Source organism: Streptomyces sp. NPDC014870, from assembly GCF_043081505.1.
In the GTDB taxonomy this organism is placed as follows: Bacteria; Actinomycetota; Actinomycetes; order Streptomycetales; family Streptomycetaceae; genus Streptomyces.
The window spans coordinates 814710-837642 of the sequence record NZ_JBIBWQ010000001.1; the positions used below are offsets into that span (position 1 = coordinate 814710).

The window sequence follows — 22933 nt, forward strand, 5'->3', positions numbered from 1 at the left end:
CGAGGCCACAGCGGGGCGCCGCTACCCCCGCAGCCGCGCCTCCGCCGCTTCGAGCATCAGGTCCAGGGCGAACGGGTAGCCGCTGTCGCGCATGTCGGCGGCGAGGAGCGGGAACGTCGCGGCGACGTTCGGGTGGGTGTCCGGCGGGAGTCTCCCGTACGAGGACAGCCACACCTCCTCGTCGGCCTCGCGGGCCGGGGTCGGCAGGGCCTGGGCCGCCGCGTCCAGGGCCGCGAAGGCCAGCGCCTGGTCGACGAAGGCGTGGTAGAGCCGGACGGCCGTCGGATCGGGGAATCCGGCCCCGCGCAGGATGCCGAGGATCTTCTCCACCGCCGCCGTCTCGTGGGCGCGCCCGGTCGTCCGGTGCGCGGCGAGCAGGGCGACCTGCGGGTTCTCCACGTACACCCCGTGGATCCGTAGCCCCATGTCGCGCAGGTCCGCGCGCCAGTCCCCGCTGGGCGTGAAGCCTTCCTGGGCGAGCCCGATGAACTCGTCGGCGAGCCGGAGCAGCAGGTCGTCGGTGTTGCGGAAGTACCGGTAGAGGGAGCTGGGGTCGGCGCCGAGGGCGGTACCGAGCCGCCGTACGGACAGCGCGTCCGCGCCGTGCTGCGTGACGAGCCGCAGCGCCGTGTCGATGATCAGCCGTTCGGAGAGGACGGCGCCTTGCTTGGTGGGCCTGCGGCGCCGCCGCTGCCCCTCGGGAACCACTCGTTCGGCCATGCCCCCGGACCTTATGACAACACCATTGACATGTAAACGCGCCGACCAGTTCCATATCCGTTCACCAGACCCCTCCGCACTCTCGTTCTGGAGCCCCCATGCCCAAGGCCGATCTGGTCTTCACCCACGGCCCCGTCCACACCGGCGACCCCGCCCGCACCCGGGCGAGCGCGCTCGCCGTCACCGGGGAGCGCATCACCGCCGTCGGCCACGACGAGGTACACGAACTCATCGGTCCCGGCACCGAGGTCGTCGACCTGCGGGGCAAGGTGCTGCTGCCCGGCTTCCAGGACGCGCACATTCACGCCGTGTTCGGCGGGACGGAGCTGGCCGAGTGCGACCTGACCGGGACGGTCGGCGTCGAGGACTACCTGACCCGGATCAAGGAGTACGCCGACGCCCACCCGGACCGCCCGTGGATCACCGGTGGCGGCTGGTCGATGGAGAGCTTCGAGGGCGGGACGCCCACCCGGCAGCTCCTCGACTCGGTCGTCCCCGACCGCCCGGTCTACCTGATCAACCGCGACCACCACGGCGCCTGGGCCAACAGCCGCGCGCTCGAACTGGCCGGGCTCACCCGGGATTCGGCGGACCCCGCCGACGGCAGGATCGAGCGCGAGCCGGACGGCACGCCGAGCGGCACCCTGCAGGAGGGCGCCACCAACCTGGTCTCACGGCTCGTGCCGCCGAGCACCCCCGCCGCCCGGCTCGCCGGTCTGCTGCGCGCGCAGGAGCTGCTGCACTCGCTCGGCATCACCGGCTGGCAGGACGCGATGCTCGGGGTGTACGGCGGGAACCCGGATCCCTCCGACGCCTATCTCGCCGCCGCCCGCGCGGGGACGCTCACCGCGCGGGTCAACGGCGCGCTGTGGTGGGACCGTGAACGGGGCGCGGAGCAGATCGACGAACTCGTCGAACGGCGCCGTACGTTGGCGCACGGACGGTTCCGCGCCGGTTCGGTGAAGATCATGCAGGACGGTGTCGCGGAGAACTTCACGGCCGCCATGACCGCGCCGTACCTCGACGGCTGCGGCTGTGCGACCGCCAACGCGGGCCTGAGCTTCATCGATCCGGTCGCGCTCCGCTCGTACGTGACCCGGCTCGACGCCCTCGACTTCCAGGTGCACTTCCACGCGCTCGGCGACCGGGCCGTGCGCGAGGCCCTGGACGCGGTCGAGGCCGCCGTCGAGGCCAACGGCCGACGCGGGAACCGGCACCATCTCGCCCATCTCCAGGTCGTCCACCCGGACGACATGGAGCGCTTCGCGCGGCTCGGCGCCATCGCCAACATCCAGCCGCTGTGGGCCGCCCACGAACCGCAGATGGACGAGCTGACGATCCCCTTCCTCGGGCCCGAACGGGCCTCCTGGCAGTACCCGTTCGGCTCCCTGCTGCGCGCCGGGGCCACCCTCGCGGCCGGCAGCGACTGGCCCGTGTCGAGCCCCGACCCGCTCGCGGGCCTGCACGTCGCCGTGAACCGGAAGGAGCCCGGCACGGCCGACGAACGGGTCTTCCTGCCGGAGCAGCGCCTCGACCTGACCACCGCCGTCGCCGCGTACACCGCGGGTTCGGCCCATGTGAACGGCCACGACGAGACCGGCACGCTCCTCCCGGGCATGCTCGCCGACCTCGTGGTGCTCGACCGCGACGTCTTCAGCGCGCCCGCGGAGGAGATCGCCGAGGCGCGGGTGCACAGCACCTACGTCGGCGGCACGCGGGTGTACTCCGCCTGACCCACGCCCGCCCGCGCGGTGCGGGCCTCACCGCCCGACCCCACGCCCCCACCGCACACCCACCCGCGTGGGACGGGCGGCCCCACCGCCCGCCCCACGCACCCGGTGCCCCCACCACCGCCCGCTCCATCCCCAGCGCCCGTCACTACACCCGTAAAGGGGTGGGTCTCCTTGCGCATGTCCAGAGCCACCGCACTGCTCACCTGTACCGCCGCCCTCGCGGCCGCCACCGCCGGCTGTTCCGGCGCGACCACGCCCGGGTCGGGCGCCGCCGCCTACACGGTCACGCCTACCTCGCCTCCCGCGAAGGGCGCGCTCACCTCCCTCACCTGGTCGCTCTACGCCGAGCCGTACACGCTCGACTACGCCCTCGCCTACGACTACCCGCCCAACACCGTGCTCGCCAACGTCTGCGAGCAGCTGCTGCGGGTCACCCCCGAGATGAAGATCGAGCCCGGGCTCGCCGTGAAGGTCGCCAACCCCGACCCGAAGACCTGGGTGTACACGTTGCGCCCCGGAGTGACGTTCCATGACGGCACGACGATGACCGCCGACGACGTGGTCGCCTCCCTCAGCCGCCACTTGGACCCGGCCACCGGCTCCCCGTGGGGCTCCGCGTTCAAGAACGTCGCCTCGATCACCGCCTCGGGACCCCTGGAGGTGACGATCCGGCTGAACAAGCCCGACGTCCTCCTCAACGAACTGCTCGCCGCCTCCCCCGGCACGGTCGAGAGCGCCGCCTTCCTGAAGAAGGCGGGCAAGGAGTACGGCGGCCCGAAGGGCAAGGTCAACTGCACGGGACCGTACGCGCTGGACGGCTGGGCGCAGGGCGAGAGCGTGACGCTCAAGAAGTACCCGGGGTACTGGGACACCTCCCTGGTCCCCAAGAACGACACCGTCACCTTCACTTTCATCGAGGACCCGGCGGCCCGCACGAGCGCGTTCCTGTCGGGCACCGCCGACGGCGGCTACATGGTGCCGGCCACCTCGATCACGCAGCTGCGCGGCACGACCAAGGGGAAGCTCTACTTCGGCCCCAACACGGCCGCCGCCGACCTCTCCGTCCTCGACTTCAAGGGCCCGCTGGGCGATCTGAAGGTCCGCAGGGCGCTCTCCATGGCCCTCGACCGGAAGAACATCGTCAAGGCCGCGGCCGGCGGCGTCGGCGTCCCGGCGAAGGCCCCCACCGCGCGCGGCGCGTGGGCGCTCGTACCGGAGAAGACGGAGGCGTACTTCGCGGCGCTCCCCGAGCCCGTGTACGACGTGGCCGCCGCGAAGAAGCTGATCGAGGAGGCGGGGGCGGCCGGGCGTACGGTCACGCTCGCGACGAGCACGCTCGCGCCGGAGATCAGCGTCGTGGCCAACGCCGTCCAGGCGGCGGGCAAGGAGATCGGGCTCGACGTACGACTGAAGGCGGTCGCCCCGGAGGCGTACAGCAGCCTCTTCGTCGACCCCGCGGCCCGCGCGGGCCTGGACCTGGTCATCACCAACGGGTACGACAACACGCCGGACCCGCTGGAGTTCTACCAGTACCTGAGCACGGGCCACGTCGGGAACTACGGCGCCTGGTCGAACGCCGAGTACGACGCCGCCTTCGAGCGGGCGAACGCGGAGCCCGACCCGGCCCGCCGGGCGGACCTGACCGCCGAACTGCAGCGGATCGCCGTGCGCGAACTCCCGGTCATCCCGCTGTACGAGGCGCCGTACTCGGTGTTCCTCGGCAACCGGGTGACGGGCGCGCCCACCGGCATCGCCCAGCTCTACTACCCGTGGGCCGCGACGATCGGGGCGGCCGGATCATGACGCGCTATCTGACGGGCCGGCTGCTCGGCCTGGTGGCGGTGCTGTTCGTGACCTCCGTCGTGGTCTTCGGCGCCGTGCACCTCGCTCCCGGCGACCCGGTCTCCTTCCTGCTGCACGGCCGCCCCGCGACACCGGAGACCGTCGCGTCGCTGCGTGCCCAGTACCACCTGGACGACCCGGTGCCGGTCCAGTACGCGAAGTGGCTGGGCGGCGTGCTGCAGGGCGACTTCGGCCGCTCCGCGCAGTTCCACCAGGACGTGGGCGCGCTGATCGGCTCACGCCTGTCGGGCACGGGCGTGCTCATCGGGTACGCGGCGCTCCTGGTCGCCCTGCTCGGGGTGTCCGGCGGTGTGCTCGCGGCCCTGCGGCCCGGGGCGGTGGACCGGGCGGTGCTGCTCGGCACCGGTGTGGCGACGGCGACCCCCTCGTTCGTCAGCGCCATCGGGCTCGTCTCGCTCTTCTCCGTCCAACTGGGCTGGTTCCCGGGGCCCGGTGGGACGCCCGAGGGCTTCGGCGACCGCGTGTACCACCTGACGCTGCCGGCCTTCGCCCTCGCGATCACCTTCGCCGGGCTGCTCGCCCGGGTCACCCGGTCGGCGATGCTCGACGAGCTGGGGCGCGACCACGTCGAGGTCGCGCGCGCCCGGGGTGTCGCGGGCCGTGCGGTCGTCCGTCGGCACGTGCTGCGCAACGCGCTCGGTCCGATCGTCACCGTCGGCGGCACGATGCTCGCCTCCCTGCTGATCAGCACATCCATCGTGGAGACCGCGTTCAACGTGTCCGGGGTGGGTTCGCTGCTCGTGCAGTCCGTGACGGCGAAGGACTTCGCCGTGGTGCAGGCGATCACCCTGCTCGGGGTGACGGGCTTCGTCCTCGTCAATCTCCTCGTCGACCTGCTCGTTCCGCTCATCGACCCCCGCGTCTCGCTCCACGGGGAGGCCTCCTGATGACCACCACCCTCTCGCCACCGTCGCCGTCGCCCTCACCGTCGTCCCCGTCGGACGCGCTGCGCCGCCGCCCGGGCCTGCGCGGGCTGCGGGTCCTCGGGCAGGGCCCGCTCTTCACGGCCGCCGTCGTCGTGCTGGTCGCGCTGGTGCTGGTCGCCGTCCTCGCCCCCGTCCTCGCGCCGTACGACCCGGAGGCGCTCGACCTGTCGGCGAGCCTGGTCGGCACGGGCGGCGACCATCTCCTCGGCACCGACCAGTCGGGCCGGGACATCCTGTCGCGGCTGCTGCACGGCGCCCGGACGGGACTCCTCGGCCCGCTGCTCGTGGTCGGTGTCTCGACGGTCCTCGGCACACTGCTCGGTCTCGTCGCCGCCTGGCGGGGCGGCTGGGCGGACGCCGTGCTCTCCCGCTCGATGGACCTGGTCTTCGCGCTGCCGGGGCTGCTGCTCGCGATCCTCCTGGTGGCGGTGCTCGGCTCGGGCATGACCGCGCCCGTGATCGCCATGGCGGTGGCGTACACGCCGTACGTCGGACGGCTCGTGCGCGGGATCGCCCGTCAGGAGAAGGCGCGTCCGTACATCGAGTCGTACCGCGTGCAGGGCTGGTCGGGCTGGACGATCTGTCTGCGCCATCTGCTGCCCAACATCGCCCCGACGGTCCTGGCCCAGTCCGCGATGAACTTCGGGTACGCCCTGATGGACCTGGCCGCGCTGTCGTACCTCGGGTTCGGCGTGCAGCCGCCCACGGCCGACTGGGGCGCCATGATCAACGAGGGTCAGGGGGCCCTCCAGCAGGGCGCGATGCTGCCCTCGATGGCGCCGTCGGTCTGCGTGGTGCTGGCCGTGGTGGCGTTCGGCATCGTCGGCGAGGGCCTCGCCGACCGGATCGCGAAGCGGGAGCGGTGAGCACGATGGACAAGCACGGACAGCTCCTGGAGATCGACGGGCTCGGGGTCCGACTGCCGGACGGGCAGGCGGCCAGGCCGCTCCTCGACGGGGTCACCCTCCGGGTCGCGGCCGGCGAGACCGTGGGTCTGGTCGGCGAGTCCGGCTCGGGCAAGTCGGTCGCGTGCCGCAGTGTGCTGGGCCTGTTGCCGGCCGGCGCGCGGACGACCGGTGAGGTACGGGTCGGGGGGCGCGACGTCCTCGCGATGGACCGCGCCGAGCTGAGCCGGCTGCGGGCCCGCCGGGTCGCGATGATCTACCAGGACCCCCGGGCGTCGGTGAACCCGCTGCGCCGCGTGGGCGACTTCCTCACGGAGGGGCTGCGCGGCGCGGGAACCCCGGCCGCGGCGGCGCGCGCCCGGGCCGAGGAACTCCTCGACGCCGTCGGCATCCGCGACCCGCGCGGCGCGCTGCGCCGCTATCCGCACCAGTTCTCGGGCGGCATGCTCCAGCGGGTGGTGATCGCGGCGGCGCTCGCGGGCGAGCCGGAGCTGCTGGTGGCGGACGAGCCGACGACGGCGCTCGACGTCACCACGCAGGCCGAGATCATCGCCATCCTCACCGGCCTCCAGGCGGAGCGGGGCACGGGTCTGCTCTTCGTCACGCACGACCTGGAGCTGGCGTCGGCGATCTGCGACCGGGTGTACGTGATGTACGCGGGCCGGATCGTCGAGACGGCGGGCACGGACGCGCTGTTCGACCGGCCGCGCCACCCGTACACGGCGGGGCTGCTGGCCTGCACCCCGCGTATCGAGGCCGGGGCTCCCGCCCCTCGGCCCATTCCGGGCCGCCCGGTCTCCCTGGCGGAGGCACCGCCGGGCTGCGCCTTCGCGGCGCGCTGCGCGCACGCGCTGCCGAGGTGCGCGCAGGAGACACCCGTGCTGGGACCGGGCGACGGCCGGGCCGCCTGCCACCGCGCCGACGAAGGGATCGAACTGTGAGCGGTACGTCGGAGGAACTGGTCGTCGAGGGCCTGTGCAAGCGGTACGGCGACCATCCGGCCGTGGACGACGTGTCGTTCACACTCGCGCCGGGTGCCTCGCTCGGCATCGTCGGTGAGTCCGGCAGCGGCAAGACGACGACCGTGCGCATGCTGGTCGGTCTGGAGCGCCCCGACGGCGGTACGGTCCGGGTCGGGCGACGGGACCATTCGGCGCCCGCTCGTGGGCGGGCCGAACGCCTGGCGCGGGCCCGGGAGATCCAGATGGTCTTCCAGGACCCGTACCTCTCCCTGGACCCCCGGGTGCCGGTGGCGAGGTGTGTGGAGGAGGTCCTCCGCCTGCACCACCCCATGGACTCGCCGTCCAGGGAGGCGCGCGTGGCCGAACTCCTCGACCAGGTGGGCCTCGGCGAGCGGGAGGCGGCGGCGCTCCCGGGCCGTCTCTCGGGTGGTCAGCGCCAACGGGTGGCGATCGCCCGGGCCCTGGCCGCCGAACCGCGGGTCCTGGTCCTGGACGAGGCGGTGGCGGCGCTGGACGTCTCCATCCAGGCGCAGGTGCTGGAACTCCTGACGAGGATCCGCCGCGAGACGGGCATCGGCTTCCTCTTCGTGACGCACGACCTCGCGGTGGTGCGCCACGTCACGGACGAGCTGCTGGTCCTCAAGGCGGGCCGGGTCGTGGAGCACGGCCCGACCGCCCGCCTCCTGGACACCCCGGCCCACCCCTACACCCGCCTCCTCCTCGACTCGGTCCCCCACCGAGGCTGGGCCCCACCGCGGCGGAAGGCGGTCGGCGACCTCACGGCGTGAAGGGAGCCCCGTCACCCTCCTCCACATTGGCCACCATCCTGCGGAGCACCTTGAGCGCGGCGACGTACGCGTCGTCGTCGATGCCCCGGTGGACCACGGCACGGACCTCGGTCACCAGCGCGCGAAGCCGCGCCCTGGCGGCCTCGCCGGCGGCCGTGAGGTGCAGGAGGTCCCCGTCGTCGAGCCGGAGCCAGGCGCGGTGCAGCAACTGGTCGACGGCCCTGCCGATCTCGTGCGGCCCGTCGGCCAGGTGCGTCAGCTGCCCGACGACCTCGCCCCGGCTCGGCGCCACGGGACCGCCGTCGACCCGGTTGAGCACCCAGTACTGCGGCTGCGTGACGTCCACCTTCGCCATGACGTCCCGCAGCTGCCGCGTGACGGCCGCATGGACGAGCCCGACCCAGTAGCCGACGGGCTGGGAGGCCAGCATGTCGTCGGTGGCGGCGGGGTTCGCGGGCGCCTGGTCGGTCGTTGTCCGAGTCGGTGATTCCATGATCACGACGCTACACGGGGGCGCTCCCGCACCCGGTGGCCCCGTGATCGCCCACCGCGACGAGGACGGTGGGACGGGTGCCTGCGTAGGACGTCATGGAGCCAGCGTACGAGTCGGGTGCGACGACTCCCGGGCAGGGCGCTGTGTGAACGCGTTGCCGCGGGATACGTTCCGGGGTGAGGATCAAGGATCCCTGGGCGTGGTCCGACGTGAAGGAGCCCGATGCGTGTCGCTCTGTTTCTGACCTGTGTCAACGACACGCTCTATCCGGACACCGGCCGCGCCGTCGTACGGCTGCTGACCCGGCTCGGCGTCTACGTCGACTTCCCGTCGGACCAGACCTGCTGCGGGCAGCCGCAGTACAACACCGGCTACCGCCGCCGCGCGGAGCCGCTCGCGCGCCGCTTCGCGGAGGTCTTCGGCGGGTACGACGCGATCGTCACCCCGTCCGGTTCGTGCGGCGCGATGGTGCGCGAGCACTACCCGCGCATGGGCGCGCGGGCCCGGGCGGAGGGGCGCGGCGACGGGCTCGCCGCGGCGGTGGCGCCGGTGGTGCCGAGGACGTACGAGCTGACGGAGTTCCTCGTCGACGTCCTCGGGGTGACGGACGTCGGCGCCTTCTACCCGCACAAGGTCACCTACCACCCCACCTGTCACGGCGCGCGCGGCCTCGGCCTCGGCGACCGGCCCCAGCGGCTCCTCGCGGCGGTCAAGGGCCTGGAACTCGTCGAGTTGCCGGGCGCGCAGGAGTGCTGCGGCTTCGGCGGTACGTTCGCGGTGAAGAACCCGGACGTGTCCGCCGCGATGGGCGCCGACAAGGTCCGCAGCGCCGTCGCGACCGGCGCGGACGTCCTCTGCGCCGCCGACAACTCGTGCCTGGCGCACCTCGGCGGCACGATGAGCCGGCTCGCGGTCGGCGTCCGGCCCGTCCACATCGCCGAGATCCTGGCGAGCACGGAAGAGGAGCCTCTGGCATGACGGACAAGAAGGTGCGCGCGCAAGCGCTCGTCGAGGGGCGGCGGTCGGGCGACGGGCGGGCCTATCTCGGCATGCCCGCCTTCCCGAAGGCCGCGCACGAAGCCGTACGGAACCCCACCCTGCGCGCCAACCTCCGGCATGCCACGCACACCATCCGTGACAAGCGGGCCAAGGCGGTCGCCGAGCTGGACGACTGGGCGGAGCTGCGCGAGGCCGGCAAGCGGATCAAGGAGCACACCCTCCGCCATCTCGACCACTACCTGGTGCGGTTGGAGGCGGCGGTCACCGCCGCCGGTGGCACCGTGCACTGGGCCGCCGACGCCGACGAGGCCAACCGGATCGTGACCGAGCTCGTGCGGGCCACCGGGGAGCGCGAGGTCGTCAAGGTCAAGTCGATGGCCACGCAGGAGATCGGGCTCAACGAAGCCCTGGAGGCGGCGGGCATCGCCGCCTACGAGACCGATCTCGCCGAGCTGATCGTGCAGTTGGGCGACGACCGGCCCTCGCACATCCTCGTCCCCGCCATCCACCGCAACCGGGGCGAGATCCGGGACATCTTCCGCGCGGAGATGGGCAATTGGGGCCGCCCGGCACCCGAGGACCTCACCGACCGGCCCGCCGACCTCGCGGAGGCCGCCCGGCTCCACCTGCGGGAGAAGTTCCTGCGTGCCAAGGTCGGCATCTCCGGGGCCAACTTCATGGTCGCCGAGACCGGCACCCTGGTGGTGGTCGAGTCCGAGGGCAACGGCCGCATGTGCCTCACCCTGCCCGAGACCCTCATCTCCGTCGTCGGCATCGAGAAGACCGTCCCGACCTGGCGGGACCTGGAGGTCTTCCTCCAGACCCTGCCCCGCTCCTCGACCGCGGAGCGGATGAACCCGTACACCTCCATGTGGACGGGCACGACGGACGGGGACGGGCCGAGGACCTTCCATCTCGTCCTGCTCGACAACGGCCGCACCGACACCCTCGCCGACGAGGTCGGCCGCCAGGCGCTGCGCTGCATCCGCTGCTCGGCCTGCCTCAACGTCTGCCCGGTGTACGAACGGGCCGGCGGTCATGCCTACGGCTCCGTCTACCCCGGCCCGATCGGCGCGATCCTCTCGCCCCAACTCCGGGGCACCGCGAGCGAGATCGACGCCTCGCTGCCGTACGCGTCATCCCTCTGCGGGGCCTGCTACGACGTGTGCCCGGTCGCCATCGACATCCCCGAGGTCCTCGTCCACCTCCGCGAGAAGGTCGTCGAGCAGGGCGACCACCGTCTGGAGGGCGCGGCGATGGGCGCCGCCACCTGGGCCTTCGAGCATCCCCGCGCGTACGCGGCCGGGCAGCGCGTGGCCGCGCTCACCCGCCGCCTGCACCCCTCCCGGCTGCCGGGACCCGGGCGGGCGTGGACCGACAGCCGGGATCTGCCGGAGGTCCCCGCGGAGTCCTTCCGCACCTGGTGGAAGCGGGAGCACGGGGACCCCGGCGAGCACGGAGGCCGCGAGCACGAGCGGAAGGAGGGATCCTCGTGAGCAGCAGGGACCTCGTCCTGCGCCGGATCCGTCAGGCCCTGGCCGACGTGCCCCCGGCCGACGCGGACAGCTCCTACGAGGCGGCCGTGCCCCGCGCCTACCTCCGGGAGCACGGAGACCGGGACACCGACCGGACCGTCGGGCTCCTCGCCGAGAACCTGGCGGACTACCGCGCCGTCGTCCACCGCTGCCGCCCGGAGGAGGTGGCGGAGCTGATCGGGCGCCTCCTCGCCGAGCGCGGCACGCGCCAGGTCCTCGCGCCGGCGGGGCTGCCCCGCGCGCTGCTCGCCCGTACGGACGCCACTGTCGTCGCTGACCGGCCCGGCCTCACCCCGTACGAACTCGACGCCGTGGACACGGTCGTGACCGGCTGCGCGGTGGCCGTCGCCGAGACCGGCACCGTGGTCCTCGACGCCGGTCCCGACCAGGGCGGCCGCAGGCTCACCCTCGTCCCCGACCACCACGTGTGTCTGGTGCGCGTCCCGGAGCAGGTCGTCGGTTCGGTCCCCCAGGCGCTCGAACGGCTCGACCCGGCACGCCCCCTGACCTGGATCTCGGGCCCCTCGGCCACCAGCGACATCGAACTCGACCGGGTCGAGGGAGTCCACGGCCCCCGGCGGCTCGACGTCGTGCTCGTGGAGGCCTGACGCCACGGAGTCGTGGCCTGAGCATCGTCCCGCCGGGCGCCCGCCCGGCGGGACCCCCTCACTCCCCCGCTGCCGCCGCGAGCGGCTCGCGGGACAGTGCCCGTTCGGCCGGTCGGTGGACGAGCGTGAACGGGATGGAGAGGCTGTCGCACATCCTCTTCGCGCGGGCCACCGCGCTCATGGTCGCGGCGGAGGCCGGGCCGCCGGGCAGGTCGAGGACGACGGCCGCGGGCCGGTGGGCGTCGACCAGGGCCTGGATGAGCAGGGCGGCCGCGGCCCGGTTCGTGACGTCGAGGCCCTGATGCAGTGTGACGCGGAGCGTGCCGACGTCGATGTGGTGGGTGAGAAGCATGCGACCTCCAGACGGAACCTCGGGTGTGCCCCGGCAGTCCGACGGCGGAGCCAGGGGCAAAAGGGCTGGTTCCCGGCATTTGGCCCGGGAAAACCCAGGTCAGGCACCCTTCCTGCGGCCGGCCCCGTCCGCAGGCCGATGACGGGCTCGCGGGAGTGGATCCTCGCGTACAGCGCCGGAGCACCGGACGGCGCTTCCCGTACGGCGTCGGCGTCGGCGTGGGCGTGCCCTCACCACGCCGGGAGCACGGCGTCGCCGTGTCGCATCGTGGGCAGGGCGTGTCCGGCTGGTGGGCGGTGGGGTGGCGGATCTTGCGAGGGTGGCCGGGACGTCGCAGGTCACAGCCGTTCCCTCGGGGCGTCAGGTGGCGCAATACCGCCGCAACACCACGCCCGCCCGGCCGCCGGTACGTTCCGGGGCATGCCAGCCGAACCCACCCCCGCCTCCCTCCCGGTCGCCGCCGCGCGGCGTCGGCGACTCCGCGCGGACCGGGCCCGGCAACTCGCCGACCTGCTGCGCCATCAGATCCTCACCGGGGGCTTCCCCGGCGGTGTCCTCCCCCTGGAGGACACCATCGCCGCCGACCACCGGGCGAGCCGCAACACCGTCCGCCAGGCCCTGGACCTGCTGCGCGGCGAGCGGCTCGTCGAGCGGCAGCCGGGGGTCGGCACGGTCGTCGTCGGCGAGAAGTACCCGCACGGCCTGGACCGGCTCCAGGGTCTGGCCGAGACCCTGCACGAGCACGGCAGGGTCACCAACGAGGTGCGGACCGTGGGGCCGGTCACCGCGTCGGGGCCGGTGGCCCACCGGCTGCGGCTGCCCGAGCACACGGACGTGCTCTGCATCGAGCGACTGCGCCGGCTGAACGGGCTGCCGCTCTCCCTGGACCTGTCGTACCTCCCCATGGACATCGGCGGTGAACTCCTCGGCTGCGACCTGGAGAACACGGACGTCTTCCGGCTCCTGGAGACGCTCACCGGCCGGCCCCTGGGGCACGCCGAGATCACCCTCGAAGCCGTCAACGCCGACGCGCACTCCGCCGCCGTGCTCCAGGCTCCGCGCGGGGCGGCGCTGCTGATGCTCGAACGGCTGACCTGTCTGCCCGACGGGCGGCCCGTGGACCTGGAGTTCATCCGGTTCCGGGGCGACCGCATCACGATGAGCGGCCTGCTCCACCGCTCCCTCTGAACGCTTCCCGCACCCTCTTCCCCTTCCTTCCTTTCTGGAGACAGCCATGCCTCTGGTGCCACAACGCGCCGACGTACCCGTGACCATCGACGAGTCCCTGTGCATCGACGGCTGCACGCTCTGCGTCGACATGTGTCCGCTCGACTCGCTCGCGATCCGCGAGGACGACGGCAAGGCGTACATGCACGTCGACGAGTGCTGGTACTGCGGCCCCTGCGCCGCCCGCTGCCCCACGGGCGCGGTCACCGTCAACATGCCCTACCTGCTCCGGTGAAAGGCCCGACTCCCATGCCCGGCACGCGCCGCACCCCGCTCCGCTCCCTCCCCCTCCCCCTCTCCCTCGGTCTGCTGCTGCCCCTGCTCACGGGCTGCGGCGGCGCGGCGGACGCCGACGGCCCGGACGGCGCCGGGCGAACCGTCACGGTCACCGTCGGCTACCAGTCGAAGACCATCAACACCGTCACCGCCGGCACCCTGCTGCGCTCCCTCGGCTACTTCGAGGAGGAGCTCGCCGCGCGCGGCAGGAAGGACGGCGTCCGCTACAAGGTCGTCTGGCAGGACTACGCGACCGGGGCGCCGATCACGGCCCAGATGACCGCCGGGAAGATCGACATCGGCTCGATGGGCGACTTCCCGCTGCTCATCAACGCCGCGCGCGGCAAGCAGCTGCGGCAGCCCACACGACTCGTCTCGGTCACCGGATACAACCTGCGCGGCGGGCTCAACACCGTGGTGACCGCACCCGGTTCGCCCGTCAGGTCGCTGGCCGACCTGCGGGGCAGGAAGGTGTCCACGAGCGTCGGCTCGGCCGCCGACGGGACGCTCGTACGGGCGCTCCAGCGCGCGGGCGTCGACCCGGAGAAGGGCATCAGGAAGCTGAACCAGCAGCCCAGTGTGGGCGCGTCCGCGCTGACCGCCGGGAGTGTGGACGCGCTCTCCCAGTTCGTCGCCTGGCCGGGGCTGTTGGCCTTCGAGGGCCGCGCCACGGCGCTGTACGACGGGGCGGAGCTGAACCTGCCGACCTTCCACGGGGTCACCGTGCGGGAGAAGTTCGCGCGGGACCGGGCGGGGGTCCTGGACGACTTCCTCACCGCACAGCGGCGGGCCACCGACCATCTGCGGGCCCGTCCGGTCGCCGCCGCCGAGTCGGTGGCGAAGGAGACCGGGCTGCCGGCCGAGGTGGTCCACCTCTACAACGGCGCCCAGGGCATCGCCACCTTCGACCCGGAACTGCGCCCGGAGCTGATCGACGCGCTGAAGAAGGACGTGCCGCTCCTCAAGGACGCCGGGCTCGTGGGCGACGTGGACGTGGACGGCTTCGTCGACCGGGCTCCGCAGGAGCGCGCCGCGCAGCGGACGGCCTATCCGAAGGCCGGCGCCGCCAAGCCCGAGTTGTGGCTGAAGGGGCGGAGCGACACCCGTGCGTTCGACAGCCCGAAGGCGCTCCTGGAGGCGGTCGGGGACGCGGGCCGTGACGTCCGCGCCGCGTACGTGCCGGACGCGGTGACCGGCACGTCCTGGTTCGCCGACAAGGCCGTCTGGGTCGTCGAAGGCGCCGATCTGCGGGCCTTCGTGACCCCGGCGGGAGCGCGGGCGTACATCGCCGGGCACGCCGGTGCGCGGGTCGTGGACTATCCGACCGCCCTCGGGCTGGCCGCGTCATGAGCGGCGTGGGCCGTCGGCTGCTGCGGGCCGGCTCGCTCGTGGCGGCGCTCGGCGTGTGGCAGCTGCTGACCGTCCTCGACGCCGACCTCTGGCTGCGGTTCGAGCAGTTCCCCACGGTCGGCGAGGTGGCGGCCGCGTTCGCCGACCGGGTGGGCACGGAAGGCTACTGGCAGGACCTGGGGCACAGCCTGCGCCGGATCGTGGTCGGCTTCGTGCTGGCCTCGGTCCTGGGCGTGGCGGTCGGGACCCTGATCGCCCGCTCCCGCTGGGCCGCCGACCTCCTCGGCCCGGTCCTCGAAGTCGCGCGTCCGATACCGGCGATCGCCCTGGTCCCGGTCGCCATCCTGCTGCTGCCCAGCAACGAGCAGGGCATCGTCTTCATCACCTTCACGGCGGCCTTCTTCCCGGTCCTGGTGTCGACCCGGCACGCCGTGCGGGCCCTCTCCCCGGTGTGGGAGGAGGCTGTGCTCACCATGGGCGGCGGCCGGGCGCGGGTGCTCTTCTCGGTGGTGCTGCCCGGCGCCCTGCCGGGATCTTCGGCGGGCTCTCGGTGGGGGTCGGCGTCTCGTGGATCTGCGTGATCTCGGCGGAGATGATCTCCGGGGAGTACGGGGTCGGCTACCGCACCTGGCAGGACTACACGGTCGTCGACTATCCGGGGGTCTTCGTCGGCATGGTCACCATCGGCGCTCTGGGCCGGCTGACCGCCACCGCCGTGGAGTTCGTCGGCCGCCGGACGACCGCCTGGCTGCCCCGTCCGGCCGCCCGCCCCGTCGCTCGCCGGCGCACCCGACCGGCCGCGCGCCGGAACGACTCCGGTACGGCCCCGGTCGCCGCGACCGTCGCCGTCCCGGCCGCCCTCACCCCGACCACCACCCCCGCCCCTGCCTCCGCCCTCGACAAGGAGTCGGTGTCATGAGTCGTCCGCCCGCCTCCGGCGCCGCCCTCGCCCTGCACGACGTGCGGCTCGGGCACCCGGACGGTGCCGTCGTCCTCGCCGCCGCCGAACTCCGAGTGGAACCGGGCGAGTTGCTGGCCGTGGTCGGTCCGTCCGGGTGCGGCAAGTCGACCCTGCTGCGCACCCTCGCCGGGCTGCTCCCGCCGCTGGACGGGCGGGTGACCCACGACGGGCGGCCGGTCGAGGGGCCGGACGCCGACCGGGCTCTGGTGTTCCAGGACGACGCCCTGCTGCCGTGGCGGACCATCCGCGCCAACGTGGAACTGCCGCTGGCGATCCGCCGGGTCCCCCGGGCCGAACGACGCGGGTCCGCCGCCGAGTGGCTGCACCGGGTCGGCCTCGCCGACCACGCGGGCAAGCTGCCCCACCAGCTGTCCGGCGGGCAGCGGCAGCGCGTCCAGCTGGCCCGCGCGCTGGCCGGCGGGCCACGGGCCGTCCTGATGGACGAGCCTTTCGGCGCGCTCGACGCGCACACCCGCGCCGGGATGCAGGACCTCCTCGTGGAGATCCTGCGCGGCACGGGAGCGACCGTCGTCTTCGTCACGCACGACGTGGACGAGGCCGTCCACCTGGGCGACCGGGTCGCGCTGCTCCCGTCCGGCGAGGTGCTCGACGTACCGCACCCGCGCCGCAGGGACGCCCGGCGGGCACCCGCCACCGCGGAGCTGCGCCGCCGCGTCCTCGCGTCCCTCTGATCCACCGACCGAAGCACCCTGAAAGGCACCCCGTGGACACCCCACCGGAGACTCCCCCGGCCGCCGCCGAGCCCATGCTCACCGCGCCCACGCTCCCCGTCCCCGACCTCGCCGACGCGACGGAACTGGTCTGCGACGTCCTCGTCATCGGCGGTGGCACGGCCGGGACGATGGCCGCGCTGACGGCCGCCGAACGCGGCGCGCAGGTCCTCCTCCTGGAGAAGGCGCACGTCCGGCACTCCGGCGCCCTCGCCATGGGCATGGACGGGGTCAACAACGCCGTCGTACCGGGCCGGGCCGAACCCGACGACTACGTCGCCGAGATCACCCGCGCCAACGACGGCATCGTCGACCAGTCCACCGTCCGGCAGACCGCGACCCGCGGCTTCGCGATGGTGCGGCGCCTGGAGTCGTACGGGGTGAAGTTCGAGAAGGACGAGCACGGCGAGTACGCGGTCCGGCAGGTGCACCGCTCCGGTTCGTACGTGCTGCCGATGCCGGAGGGCAAGGACGTCAAGAAGGTCCTCTACCGGCAGCTGCGCCGGCGCGAGATGCGGGAGCGGATCCGGATCGAGAACCGGGTCATGCCGGTGCGCGTGCTCACGCACCCGGACGACGGGCGGGCCATCGGCGCGGCCGGGTTCCACACCCGTACCGGCGCGTTCGTCACCGTACGGGCCGGCGCGGTGATCCTGGCGACGGGCGCCTGCGGCCGGCTCGGCCTGCCCGCCTCCGGCTACCTCTACGGGACGTACGAGAACCCCACCAACGCGGGCGACGGCTACGCCATGGCGTACCACGCGGGCGCGGCGCTCACCGGCATCGAGTGCTTCCAGGTCAACCCGCTGATCAAGGACTACAACGGGCCCGCCTGCGCGTACGTGGCGAACCCGTTCGGCGGGTACCAGGTGAACCGGCACGGCGAGCGGTTCGTGGAGTCGGACTACTGGTCCGGGCAGATGATGGCCGAATTCGCGACCGAACTCGCCTCGGACCGGGGGCCGGTGTATCTGAAGCTCAGCCATCTGCCCGAGGAGACGATCGGCGCCGTCGAGTCGATCCTGCACACGACGGAACGCCCGACGCGCGGCACCTTCCACCAGGGCCGCGGCCACGACTACCGCACCCACGACATCGAGATGCACATCTCCGAGATCGGTCTGTGCGGCGGCCACTCCGCCTCGGGGGTACGGGTCGACGCGCACGCCCGCACGACCGTTCCGCGGCTGTACGCGGCCGGGGACCTGGCGTGCGTCCCGCACAACTACATGATCGGCGCCTTCGTCTTCGGGGACCTGGCCGGCGAGGACGCAGCCCAGTACCGGCCGTACGAGGGGGAGTTGCCGGCCGAGCAGCTCGCCGCCGCCCACGAGCTGGTCTACCGCCCGCTGCGCAACCCCGACGGACCGCCGCAGCCGCAGGTGGAGTACAAGCTGCGTCGGTTCGTGAACGACTACGTGGCGCCGCCGAAGACCGGTGCCAAGCTGTCGCTCGCCGTGGAGGCCTTCACCCGGATGTCGACGGAGATCGAGGGGCTCGGGGCGCGCACCGCGCACGAGTTGATGCGCTGCGCGGAGGTGTCCTTCATCCGGGACTGCGCGGAGATGGCGGCCCGTGCCTCGCTGGCGCGGACCGAGTCCCGGTGGGGGCTGTACCACGAGCGCCTCGACCACCCGGAGCGCGACGACTCGGGCTGGCTGCACCACATCGACCTGCGCAAGTCCCCGTCCGGGGCGATGGAGTTCACCGCCCGTCCGATCGAGCCGTATGTCGTCCCGGTACCCGAGTTCGCCCCGGAACAGGGCCCTGAGCGGTGGCTGGGTGAGGTGGCGCTTGTCCCGACGGCCACGGCGGGGAGCCGGGACGTGCCTCCGGCGTCGACCGCGAGCAGGTCGGCCGCGAGGGAGGCGACCACCGAGCCAGCGCCGGTGTCCCCGGCCGCCTCGGGCGGGACGAACCCCGCGCTGCTGCGGCTGCTCGCGCTCGCCGAGGAGGCTCCCGACCTGGTCGCGCTGCGGCCCTACCTCACCGACGCCGACCCGGCGGTCCGGACGGCCGCCGTGGCCGCGCTCGGGGAGACCATGCCGGTCGGGGCCGGTCCCGCGCTCGCCGAGCGGCTGCGGGATCCCGCGCCCCATGTCCGGCACGCCGCGTCGGCCGCCCTGCGCGAGCTGGTCGAAGTGCTGCCCGCGGAACCGGAGTTGGGAGCGACGCTCCGGGACGCCCTGGCCGGGGCGAACCCGGCCGTCGGGGCCGACCCCGTCGTCGGGGCCGCCGCCCTCGAGGTGCTGCGGGCCCTTCGGCTCGGCGACGCCGCCCTGTACGCCTCCGCGTACGCAGACGCGCTCTCCGACGGCGGCGCCGGCCTCGATGTCCGCGTCCACGCCGTCCGCGCCCTCGTCTCGGTGGACGCCGTCGCGGAGCTCGTCGGGGCCGCCGCCGACCCGGCCCGGGAGGTCCGGGTCGCCGTGGCGCGTGGCCTGGCAGCCGTACGGAACCCGGCGCCCGAGCCGCTGCGTCCGCTCCTGGCCGACCCCGACCCGCTCGTCCGGGGAGCCGCCCTGGCCGCCCTCGCGGTCACCGGGTGCCCGCCCGCTTTCGCCGAGGGCGCCGTGGCCGGGCTGGCCGACCCCGCCTGGCAGGTGCGGTCCGGGGCCGCGACCGCCCTCCGCGCGGCCCCGGCCGGGCCGGCCGTGCCCGCGCTCGCGAAGGCCCTGGCCGACCCGAACGCCGACGTGCGCAAGGCCGCCGTTCTCTCCCTCCACCCCCACCGCGCGACACCGGAGGCCCGGACCGCTCTCACCACGGCCACCGCCGACCCCGACGCCGACGTACGCGCGCACGCGGCGCGGGCACTGTCCTGAGTTCTACGCGGGCCGTTCGGCGGTCAGGACGCCGATCTTGTCGATGCGGTGCTCCGGGTTGCCGTTGGCGTCGCGCCAGTAGTTGCCGGCCGCGTTGTCCTCCGGGGTCGCGCAGGTGGAGAGCGTGATCATGGCCCGGGTGGGCTTCTCACCCGGCTCACCCGGCACGGCGGCCCGCTGCTCGGCGAGCGAGCGGTCCGACCGGAAGGACGTGCTCCGCGTCTCGACGATCCGGTACGTGTACACGGTGCCTGCCGCCGTGACGTGCACGAGGTCGCCCACCTCGACGGAGGGCAGGTCACGCAGCGCGCCACCGGCCGAGAGCCGGTGGGCGGTCACCAGGTAGTTGCCGATCTCCCCCGGTCCGACGCCGCCGCGCGCACCGTGCGGGCTCGCGGCCACGCCGCGGTCCTGGATCCGGGTGCCCGCCCGGTCGTCGGTCGTGCCCTCGTACGGCACGACGTCGAGACCGGCCACGCCGATCGACGGGATGGACAGCTCGGCGAGGACGGGCCCGCGCGGCGAAGGCGGCTCCGACGACGTGGGCGCGGGCGCGGGCGCTACGGTGCGCGCGGGTGGAGAAGCGCTGTCGGAGGCCGTGACGGAGGGCGTCGGTGCGCGCTCCGCGACCGTGGCTGTGCCCGTGCAACCCCAGAGCGTCACGGCGACCGCGACCGAGGCGACAAGGACGGCCGGGACGCGACGCGCGCCCCGGCCTCCGTACGGACCCCGACGAAGGGTCCCACCACCCTGGGCGCCCATGTCACCAGAATGGCCCAATCCCGGCGTCCCGGCACCCCGGGCGGCGGGGCGGTCAGCCGACGCGGTCCCCGGCCGCCACCCGGTGCGCCTCGAGGCCGGGGGTGGACAGCAGCTCGGCGATCAGCTCGTCCGAGCCGCACACGTACGTGCTCACCAGGTCGACGTCACCGCCCACGCACCAGGCCCGGTCGTGCGGCCACCACAGGTCGGGAAGCTCGGCGAACGGTTCCTCGGCGTCGACGGAGAGCACGTCGACGAGCGGCCCGGAGAGGAGGATCTCGTCCCGTTCCGGGGTGGGGAAGGTGGGCGTCCCGGTCCACTCCCGGCGGCCGTAGCCCTCCCACAGCCCGAACCAGCACCGCTCCGGGGTGGCGGTGTGCCGGGTCAGTACGGGGATGAGGGCCTGCGCGACCTCGCGCGGGGTGGGCCCTTCGGCGGGGTGCTCGTCCCACACCCCGGGCAGACCGTACTCCTGCGCGTTCTGGCAGAAGCGTTCGGCGCCGATCACCTCGTACCAGTCGGTGAGCGCCCCCACCCGCCGCCCGTACGCGGCGGCGACGGTCTTCCAGCGCACCGGGCGCTCGTCCAGGGCCGCGGGGTGCAGCACCCGTGCGTACGCCGTGAAGCCTGGTGCGGCGACCCCGCCGACCGTCGCGAACGCGCCGAAGCCGGGCCCGCGTTCGCTCAGCCACCGCGCCGGGCCGAGGTCCGCCCGCTCGACCGTCAGCAGGCCGTACGTCACGGGTGCCCCCGTGCTCCCGTCCGTCACTCCCACCACCTCCGTCACACCGGGTCAGTGCCTGTTCAGCGCCAGGTCAGCCTAGTTCCGAGGGACGTCAGGGACGTACAGAGCTCGTACACAGGACGTCCAGCGGGCCCCTTGCAGAATGGCAACGCCCGCCGCCCGGCGGCCGCCGTGAGGCACGACCTCGCCGCGGCGGTGGTGCGCGGACCACGTGTCGAGAATCTGATTCGTCCAGTGAATCCAAGGGGAAACACATGCCTGAAGTCGGCGGCTCCAAGGGTCTGAATGTCTCCGGAGACCCGTTCCTGTCCACCGTGGACAGGGTGTGCTCATGGCTCGGCTCCGCGCCCGAGAAGGTGGACGCCCTGTCGGGCGGCGAGCGGATCCAGGTCCTGGGCGAGGTGGCCGACATCAACGCCGCCGCTGCCGCCGGGGACAGCGGCGCCCTGTACGCGCAGCAGTATCTGCTCGACAGGATCTACCAGTTGTACACGAAGATCCCCGGGCAGCAGAACGCCGAGGGCTCCGTCGTCGTCTACGAGATAGCCCGGTCGCTCGAGACCGCCACGGCCGCCGCGCAGGACCGTCTGATCGAGCCGGGTCTGCTCGAGGAGGCCCCCACGGAGCCCCGTGAGTACCTGAGCTGGCTCAAGAACACGGCGAAGAGCCACCGGGTGTACAAGCACCCGTACTACCACGAGTTCATCCGCAACTCCGCCACGGAGAGCGACCTGCGGAACTACGTGATGCAGGAGTCGGTCGTGGACGGCCGCTTCGACGACCTCCTGGCGATGATGCAGGTGGGCACGGCCGGCGCCGCCAAGATGGAGATCGCCGCCAACTTCTGGGACGAGATGGGCAACGGCAAGCCCGAGGAGGTCCACACCCACCTCTTCAACAAGATCTACGAGGTCTTCGAGATCTCGGAGGACGAGCTCGCCCGCTCGCTCACCGCCACCTCGCTGCTCAACGGCAACCTCGCGGTGATGCTGTGCCGCCACCGCACCCTGTACCCGGAGGCGGTCGGCTTCCTCGGGATGACCGAGTGGATGGCGCCGGACCGGTTCGTGCAGGTCGTGCACGCCTGGGAGCGGCTCGGGCTGCCCGAGGTCGGGATCGTCTACCACAAGCTGCACATCACCATCGACTCCCAGCACGCGCAGGGCTGGTTCCACAACGTGGTGCTGCCCGCCGCCGAGTCCGCGGACATGCGTCGGGCCATCGCCCGCGGGATCCTCTGGCGGCTCAACTCCTCTGCCGCGTACCTGGACGAGCGCATGCCTTCCGTCGCCGCCTGACGTCCCCCGTCGGACGTCCGTTCTTCGTCGCCACCCCACATTCTGGAGGAGAGACCATGCCCCTCGGCAGCGAACGGTTCACCATCATCGACCTGCCGGAAGTCTCGGCCGACGTCCTGCCCAGCTACGACGACTGCCCGGTCGACGAGTACATGGGCCACGGCACCCGCTTCAAGCGCTTCTCGCAGTACCGGCTCAGCCCGCAGGGCGAGGACGCGTGGTCGTTCGAGCGGCTCGCGCACCGGGACTACACCACGTACAAGAAGTTCAACTCGGTCGGCGGCGGCATCCGCCGCGTCTACGAGCCGATCAAGGTCGACTTCACGCCGCTCATCGAGCACGGCGTCCGCGAGCTCGGCCTGGACCGGTCCGAGGACTGGCAGATCAACGTCCACCAGAACCGGACGAAGGCGGACGGCGGCAAGCCTGGCCCGCTCACCCCGGAGGGCGTGCACCACGACGGGCACGAGTTCGTGATGATCGCGGTCCTCAACAAGGTGAACGTCGGCGGCGGCCAGACCCGGCTGTGGAACCCGGGCGCGGACGCGCCCTTCTGGAGCGGGACGCTGGAGCCCGGCCAGGCGGTCCTGCTGGACGACCGCGCGCTGGCCCACGACGTCACCGACGTGCTCTCCGCCGACGGCGGTCCGGGCCACCGGGACATCGTGATCATCGCGTTCTCCCGCTGGGCGGAGAAGTGGTACGGCGAAGAGCACGACGCCGCCGCGCTCGCCGAGCAGTGACCTGGGGCGGCGCCGCGGGGGGGGGGGCCCCCCCCCCCCGGGGGGCCCCCCCCCCCCCCCCCCCCCGGAAAACGCGGTGGTGGAGTGAACAAATCCACCCCGCCGGCACCCCCCAAAGGGGGGGGCACCCC

The 22933-nt window shown here is 73.3% G+C and carries 21 protein-coding genes and 1 pseudogene; 17 read left to right on the plus strand and 5 right to left on the minus strand.

Going from position 1 to position 22933, the window contains the following annotated elements:
• Positions 1-21: 21 nt before the first annotated feature.
• On the minus strand, positions 22-720 hold the full coding sequence (locus tag ACF09C_RS03400; RefSeq protein ID WP_392088120.1) for a TetR/AcrR family transcriptional regulator: 699 nt from the start codon (positions 718-720) through the stop codon (positions 22-24).
• Between the two features lie 98 nt (positions 721-818).
• Here ACF09C_RS03400 and ACF09C_RS03405 point away from each other — a divergent pair, with 98 nt between their 5' ends.
• The 6 genes from ACF09C_RS03405 to ACF09C_RS03430 all read left to right on the plus strand — a co-directional run bounded on the left by ACF09C_RS03405 (position 819) and on the right by ACF09C_RS03430 (position 7897).
• A complete protein-coding gene (locus ACF09C_RS03405; RefSeq protein ID WP_392088122.1) occupies positions 819-2453 on the plus strand; it encodes an amidohydrolase in 1635 nt (544 codons plus the stop codon).
• Between the two features lie 177 nt (positions 2454-2630).
• A complete protein-coding gene (locus ACF09C_RS03410; protein ID WP_392088686.1) occupies positions 2631-4256 on the plus strand; it encodes an ABC transporter substrate-binding protein in 1626 nt (541 codons plus the stop codon).
• Positions 4253-5203 carry an ABC transporter permease gene (locus tag ACF09C_RS03415; RefSeq protein ID WP_392088124.1) on the plus strand — a complete coding sequence of 317 codons (951 nt, stop codon included), beginning with the start codon at positions 4253-4255 and terminating at the stop codon, positions 5201-5203. The genes ACF09C_RS03410 and ACF09C_RS03415 overlap by 4 nt, the downstream gene beginning before the upstream one ends.
• On the plus strand, positions 5203-6108 hold the full coding sequence (locus ACF09C_RS03420; protein ID WP_392088126.1) for an ABC transporter permease: 906 nt from the start codon (positions 5203-5205) through the stop codon (positions 6106-6108). The genes ACF09C_RS03415 and ACF09C_RS03420 overlap by 1 nt, the downstream gene beginning before the upstream one ends.
• A 5-nt stretch (positions 6109-6113) precedes the next feature.
• A complete protein-coding gene (locus tag ACF09C_RS03425) occupies positions 6114-7088 on the plus strand; it encodes an ABC transporter ATP-binding protein (protein WP_392088128.1) in 975 nt (324 codons plus the stop codon).
• Complete coding sequence (locus ACF09C_RS03430) at positions 7085-7897, plus strand: ABC transporter ATP-binding protein (protein ID WP_392088130.1); 813 nt, start codon at positions 7085-7087, stop codon at positions 7895-7897. The genes ACF09C_RS03425 and ACF09C_RS03430 overlap by 4 nt, the downstream gene beginning before the upstream one ends.
• Here ACF09C_RS03430 and ACF09C_RS03435 read toward each other — a convergent pair.
• Positions 7887-8390, minus strand: coding sequence for a MarR family winged helix-turn-helix transcriptional regulator (locus ACF09C_RS03435; protein WP_392088132.1), 504 nt, complete (start codon positions 8388-8390; stop codon positions 7887-7889). The genes ACF09C_RS03430 and ACF09C_RS03435 overlap by 11 nt on opposite strands.
• A gap of 222 nt (positions 8391-8612) precedes the next feature.
• Here ACF09C_RS03435 and ACF09C_RS03440 point away from each other — a divergent pair, with 222 nt between their 5' ends.
• From ACF09C_RS03440 to ACF09C_RS03450, 3 genes are all read left to right on the plus strand, one after another.
• Positions 8613-9368, plus strand: coding sequence for a (Fe-S)-binding protein (locus ACF09C_RS03440; protein WP_392088133.1), 756 nt, complete (start codon positions 8613-8615; stop codon positions 9366-9368).
• A 71-nt stretch (positions 9369-9439) separates the two neighbouring features.
• The gene (locus ACF09C_RS03445; protein ID WP_392088688.1) at positions 9440-10885 is read left to right on the plus strand and encodes a LutB/LldF family L-lactate oxidation iron-sulfur protein; all 1446 of its coding nucleotides are present in this window, start codon (positions 9440-9442) and stop codon (positions 10883-10885) included.
• On the plus strand, positions 10882-11532 hold the full coding sequence (locus tag ACF09C_RS03450; RefSeq protein ID WP_392088134.1) for a lactate utilization protein C: 651 nt from the start codon (positions 10882-10884) through the stop codon (positions 11530-11532). The genes ACF09C_RS03445 and ACF09C_RS03450 overlap by 4 nt, the downstream gene beginning before the upstream one ends.
• A 58-nt stretch (positions 11533-11590) precedes the next feature.
• On the opposite strand, the gene ACF09C_RS03455 is transcribed toward ACF09C_RS03450, so the two are convergent.
• The gene (locus ACF09C_RS03455) at positions 11591-11884 is read right to left on the minus strand and encodes a hypothetical protein (RefSeq protein WP_392088135.1); all 294 of its coding nucleotides are present in this window, start codon (positions 11882-11884) and stop codon (positions 11591-11593) included.
• A gap of 420 nt (positions 11885-12304) precedes the next feature.
• On the opposite strand from ACF09C_RS03455, the gene ACF09C_RS03460 reads away from it, so the two are divergent.
• From ACF09C_RS03460 to ACF09C_RS03485, 6 genes and pseudogenes are all read left to right on the plus strand, one after another.
• Positions 12305-13072, plus strand: coding sequence for a GntR family transcriptional regulator (locus ACF09C_RS03460; protein ID WP_392088137.1), 768 nt, complete (start codon positions 12305-12307; stop codon positions 13070-13072).
• A 46-nt stretch (positions 13073-13118) separates the two neighbouring features.
• Complete coding sequence (locus ACF09C_RS03465) at positions 13119-13346, plus strand: ferredoxin family protein (protein ID WP_392088139.1); 228 nt, start codon at positions 13119-13121, stop codon at positions 13344-13346.
• 14 nt (positions 13347-13360) lie between these two features.
• On the plus strand, positions 13361-14737 hold the full coding sequence (locus ACF09C_RS03470; protein ID WP_392088141.1) for an ABC transporter substrate-binding protein: 1377 nt from the start codon (positions 13361-13363) through the stop codon (positions 14735-14737).
• A pseudogene (locus ACF09C_RS03475) lies at positions 14734-15656 on the plus strand (ABC transporter permease). The gene ACF09C_RS03470 and the pseudogene ACF09C_RS03475 overlap by 4 nt, the downstream one beginning before the upstream one ends.
• On the plus strand, positions 15653-16390 hold the full coding sequence (locus ACF09C_RS03480) for an ABC transporter ATP-binding protein (RefSeq protein WP_392088143.1): 738 nt from the start codon (positions 15653-15655) through the stop codon (positions 16388-16390). Before ACF09C_RS03475 ends, ACF09C_RS03480 begins: the two are co-directional and overlap by 4 nt.
• Before the next feature lie 74 nt (positions 16391-16464).
• Complete coding sequence (locus tag ACF09C_RS03485; RefSeq protein WP_392088690.1) at positions 16465-19254, plus strand: fumarate reductase/succinate dehydrogenase flavoprotein subunit; 2790 nt, start codon at positions 16465-16467, stop codon at positions 19252-19254.
• Positions 19255-19257: 3 nt separating this feature from the next.
• Here ACF09C_RS03485 and ACF09C_RS03490 read toward each other — a convergent pair whose 3' ends face one another.
• Both ACF09C_RS03490 and ACF09C_RS03495 read right to left on the minus strand, forming a co-directional pair.
• A complete protein-coding gene (locus tag ACF09C_RS03490) occupies positions 19258-20016 on the minus strand; it encodes a sortase domain-bontaining protein (RefSeq protein ID WP_392088145.1) in 759 nt (252 codons plus the stop codon).
• Positions 20017-20068: 52 nt separating this feature from the next.
• On the minus strand, positions 20069-20785 hold the full coding sequence (locus ACF09C_RS03495) for a hypothetical protein (RefSeq protein WP_392088147.1): 717 nt from the start codon (positions 20783-20785) through the stop codon (positions 20069-20071).
• A 230-nt stretch (positions 20786-21015) separates the two neighbouring features.
• Here ACF09C_RS03495 and ACF09C_RS03500 point away from each other — a divergent pair, with 230 nt between their 5' ends.
• Both ACF09C_RS03500 and ACF09C_RS03505 read left to right on the plus strand, forming a co-directional pair.
• Entirely contained in the window at positions 21016-22059 is a 1044-nt protein-coding gene (locus ACF09C_RS03500) for an iron-containing redox enzyme family protein (RefSeq protein ID WP_392088149.1), read from the plus strand.
• A gap of 56 nt (positions 22060-22115) precedes the next feature.
• Entirely contained in the window at positions 22116-22802 is a 687-nt protein-coding gene (locus ACF09C_RS03505) for a 2OG-Fe dioxygenase family protein (RefSeq protein ID WP_392088151.1), read from the plus strand.
• Positions 22803-22933 lie beyond the last annotated feature (131 nt).

What these genes read in the sequence shown, in the direction of transcription:
- ACF09C_RS03400 (WP_392088120.1), bottom strand. Translation starts at nt 720, where the DNA reads ATGGCCGAACGAGTGGTTCCCGAGGGGCAGCGGCGGCGCCGCAGGCCC.
- ACF09C_RS03405 (WP_392088122.1), top strand. Translation starts at nt 819, where the DNA reads ATGCCCAAGGCCGATCTGGTCTTCACCCACGGCCCCGTCCACACCGGC.
- ACF09C_RS03410 (WP_392088686.1), top strand. Translation starts at nt 2,631, where the DNA reads ATGTCCAGAGCCACCGCACTGCTCACCTGTACCGCCGCCCTCGCGGCC.
- ACF09C_RS03415 (WP_392088124.1), top strand. Translation starts at nt 4,253, where the DNA reads ATGACGCGCTATCTGACGGGCCGGCTGCTCGGCCTGGTGGCGGTGCTG.
- ACF09C_RS03420 (WP_392088126.1), top strand. Translation starts at nt 5,203, where the DNA reads ATGACCACCACCCTCTCGCCACCGTCGCCGTCGCCCTCACCGTCGTCC.
- ACF09C_RS03425 (WP_392088128.1), top strand. Translation starts at nt 6,114, where the DNA reads ATGGACAAGCACGGACAGCTCCTGGAGATCGACGGGCTCGGGGTCCGA.
- ACF09C_RS03435 (WP_392088132.1), bottom strand. Translation starts at nt 8,390, where the DNA reads ATGGAATCACCGACTCGGACAACGACCGACCAGGCGCCCGCGAACCCC.
- ACF09C_RS03440 (WP_392088133.1), top strand. Translation starts at nt 8,613, where the DNA reads ATGCGTGTCGCTCTGTTTCTGACCTGTGTCAACGACACGCTCTATCCG.
- ACF09C_RS03445 (WP_392088688.1), top strand. Translation starts at nt 9,440, where the DNA reads ATGCCCGCCTTCCCGAAGGCCGCGCACGAAGCCGTACGGAACCCCACC.
- ACF09C_RS03455 (WP_392088135.1), bottom strand. Translation starts at nt 11,884, where the DNA reads ATGCTTCTCACCCACCACATCGACGTCGGCACGCTCCGCGTCACACTG.
- ACF09C_RS03460 (WP_392088137.1), top strand. Translation starts at nt 12,305, where the DNA reads ATGCCAGCCGAACCCACCCCCGCCTCCCTCCCGGTCGCCGCCGCGCGG.
- ACF09C_RS03465 (WP_392088139.1), top strand. Translation starts at nt 13,119, where the DNA reads ATGCCTCTGGTGCCACAACGCGCCGACGTACCCGTGACCATCGACGAG.
- ACF09C_RS03470 (WP_392088141.1), top strand. Translation starts at nt 13,361, where the DNA reads ATGCCCGGCACGCGCCGCACCCCGCTCCGCTCCCTCCCCCTCCCCCTC.
- ACF09C_RS03480 (WP_392088143.1), top strand. Translation starts at nt 15,653, where the DNA reads ATGAGTCGTCCGCCCGCCTCCGGCGCCGCCCTCGCCCTGCACGACGTG.
- ACF09C_RS03485 (WP_392088690.1), top strand. Translation starts at nt 16,465, where the DNA reads ATGCTCACCGCGCCCACGCTCCCCGTCCCCGACCTCGCCGACGCGACG.
- ACF09C_RS03490 (WP_392088145.1), bottom strand. Translation starts at nt 20,016, where the DNA reads ATGGGCGCCCAGGGTGGTGGGACCCTTCGTCGGGGTCCGTACGGAGGC.
- ACF09C_RS03500 (WP_392088149.1), top strand. Translation starts at nt 21,016, where the DNA reads ATGCCTGAAGTCGGCGGCTCCAAGGGTCTGAATGTCTCCGGAGACCCG.
- ACF09C_RS03505 (WP_392088151.1), top strand. Translation starts at nt 22,116, where the DNA reads ATGCCCCTCGGCAGCGAACGGTTCACCATCATCGACCTGCCGGAAGTC.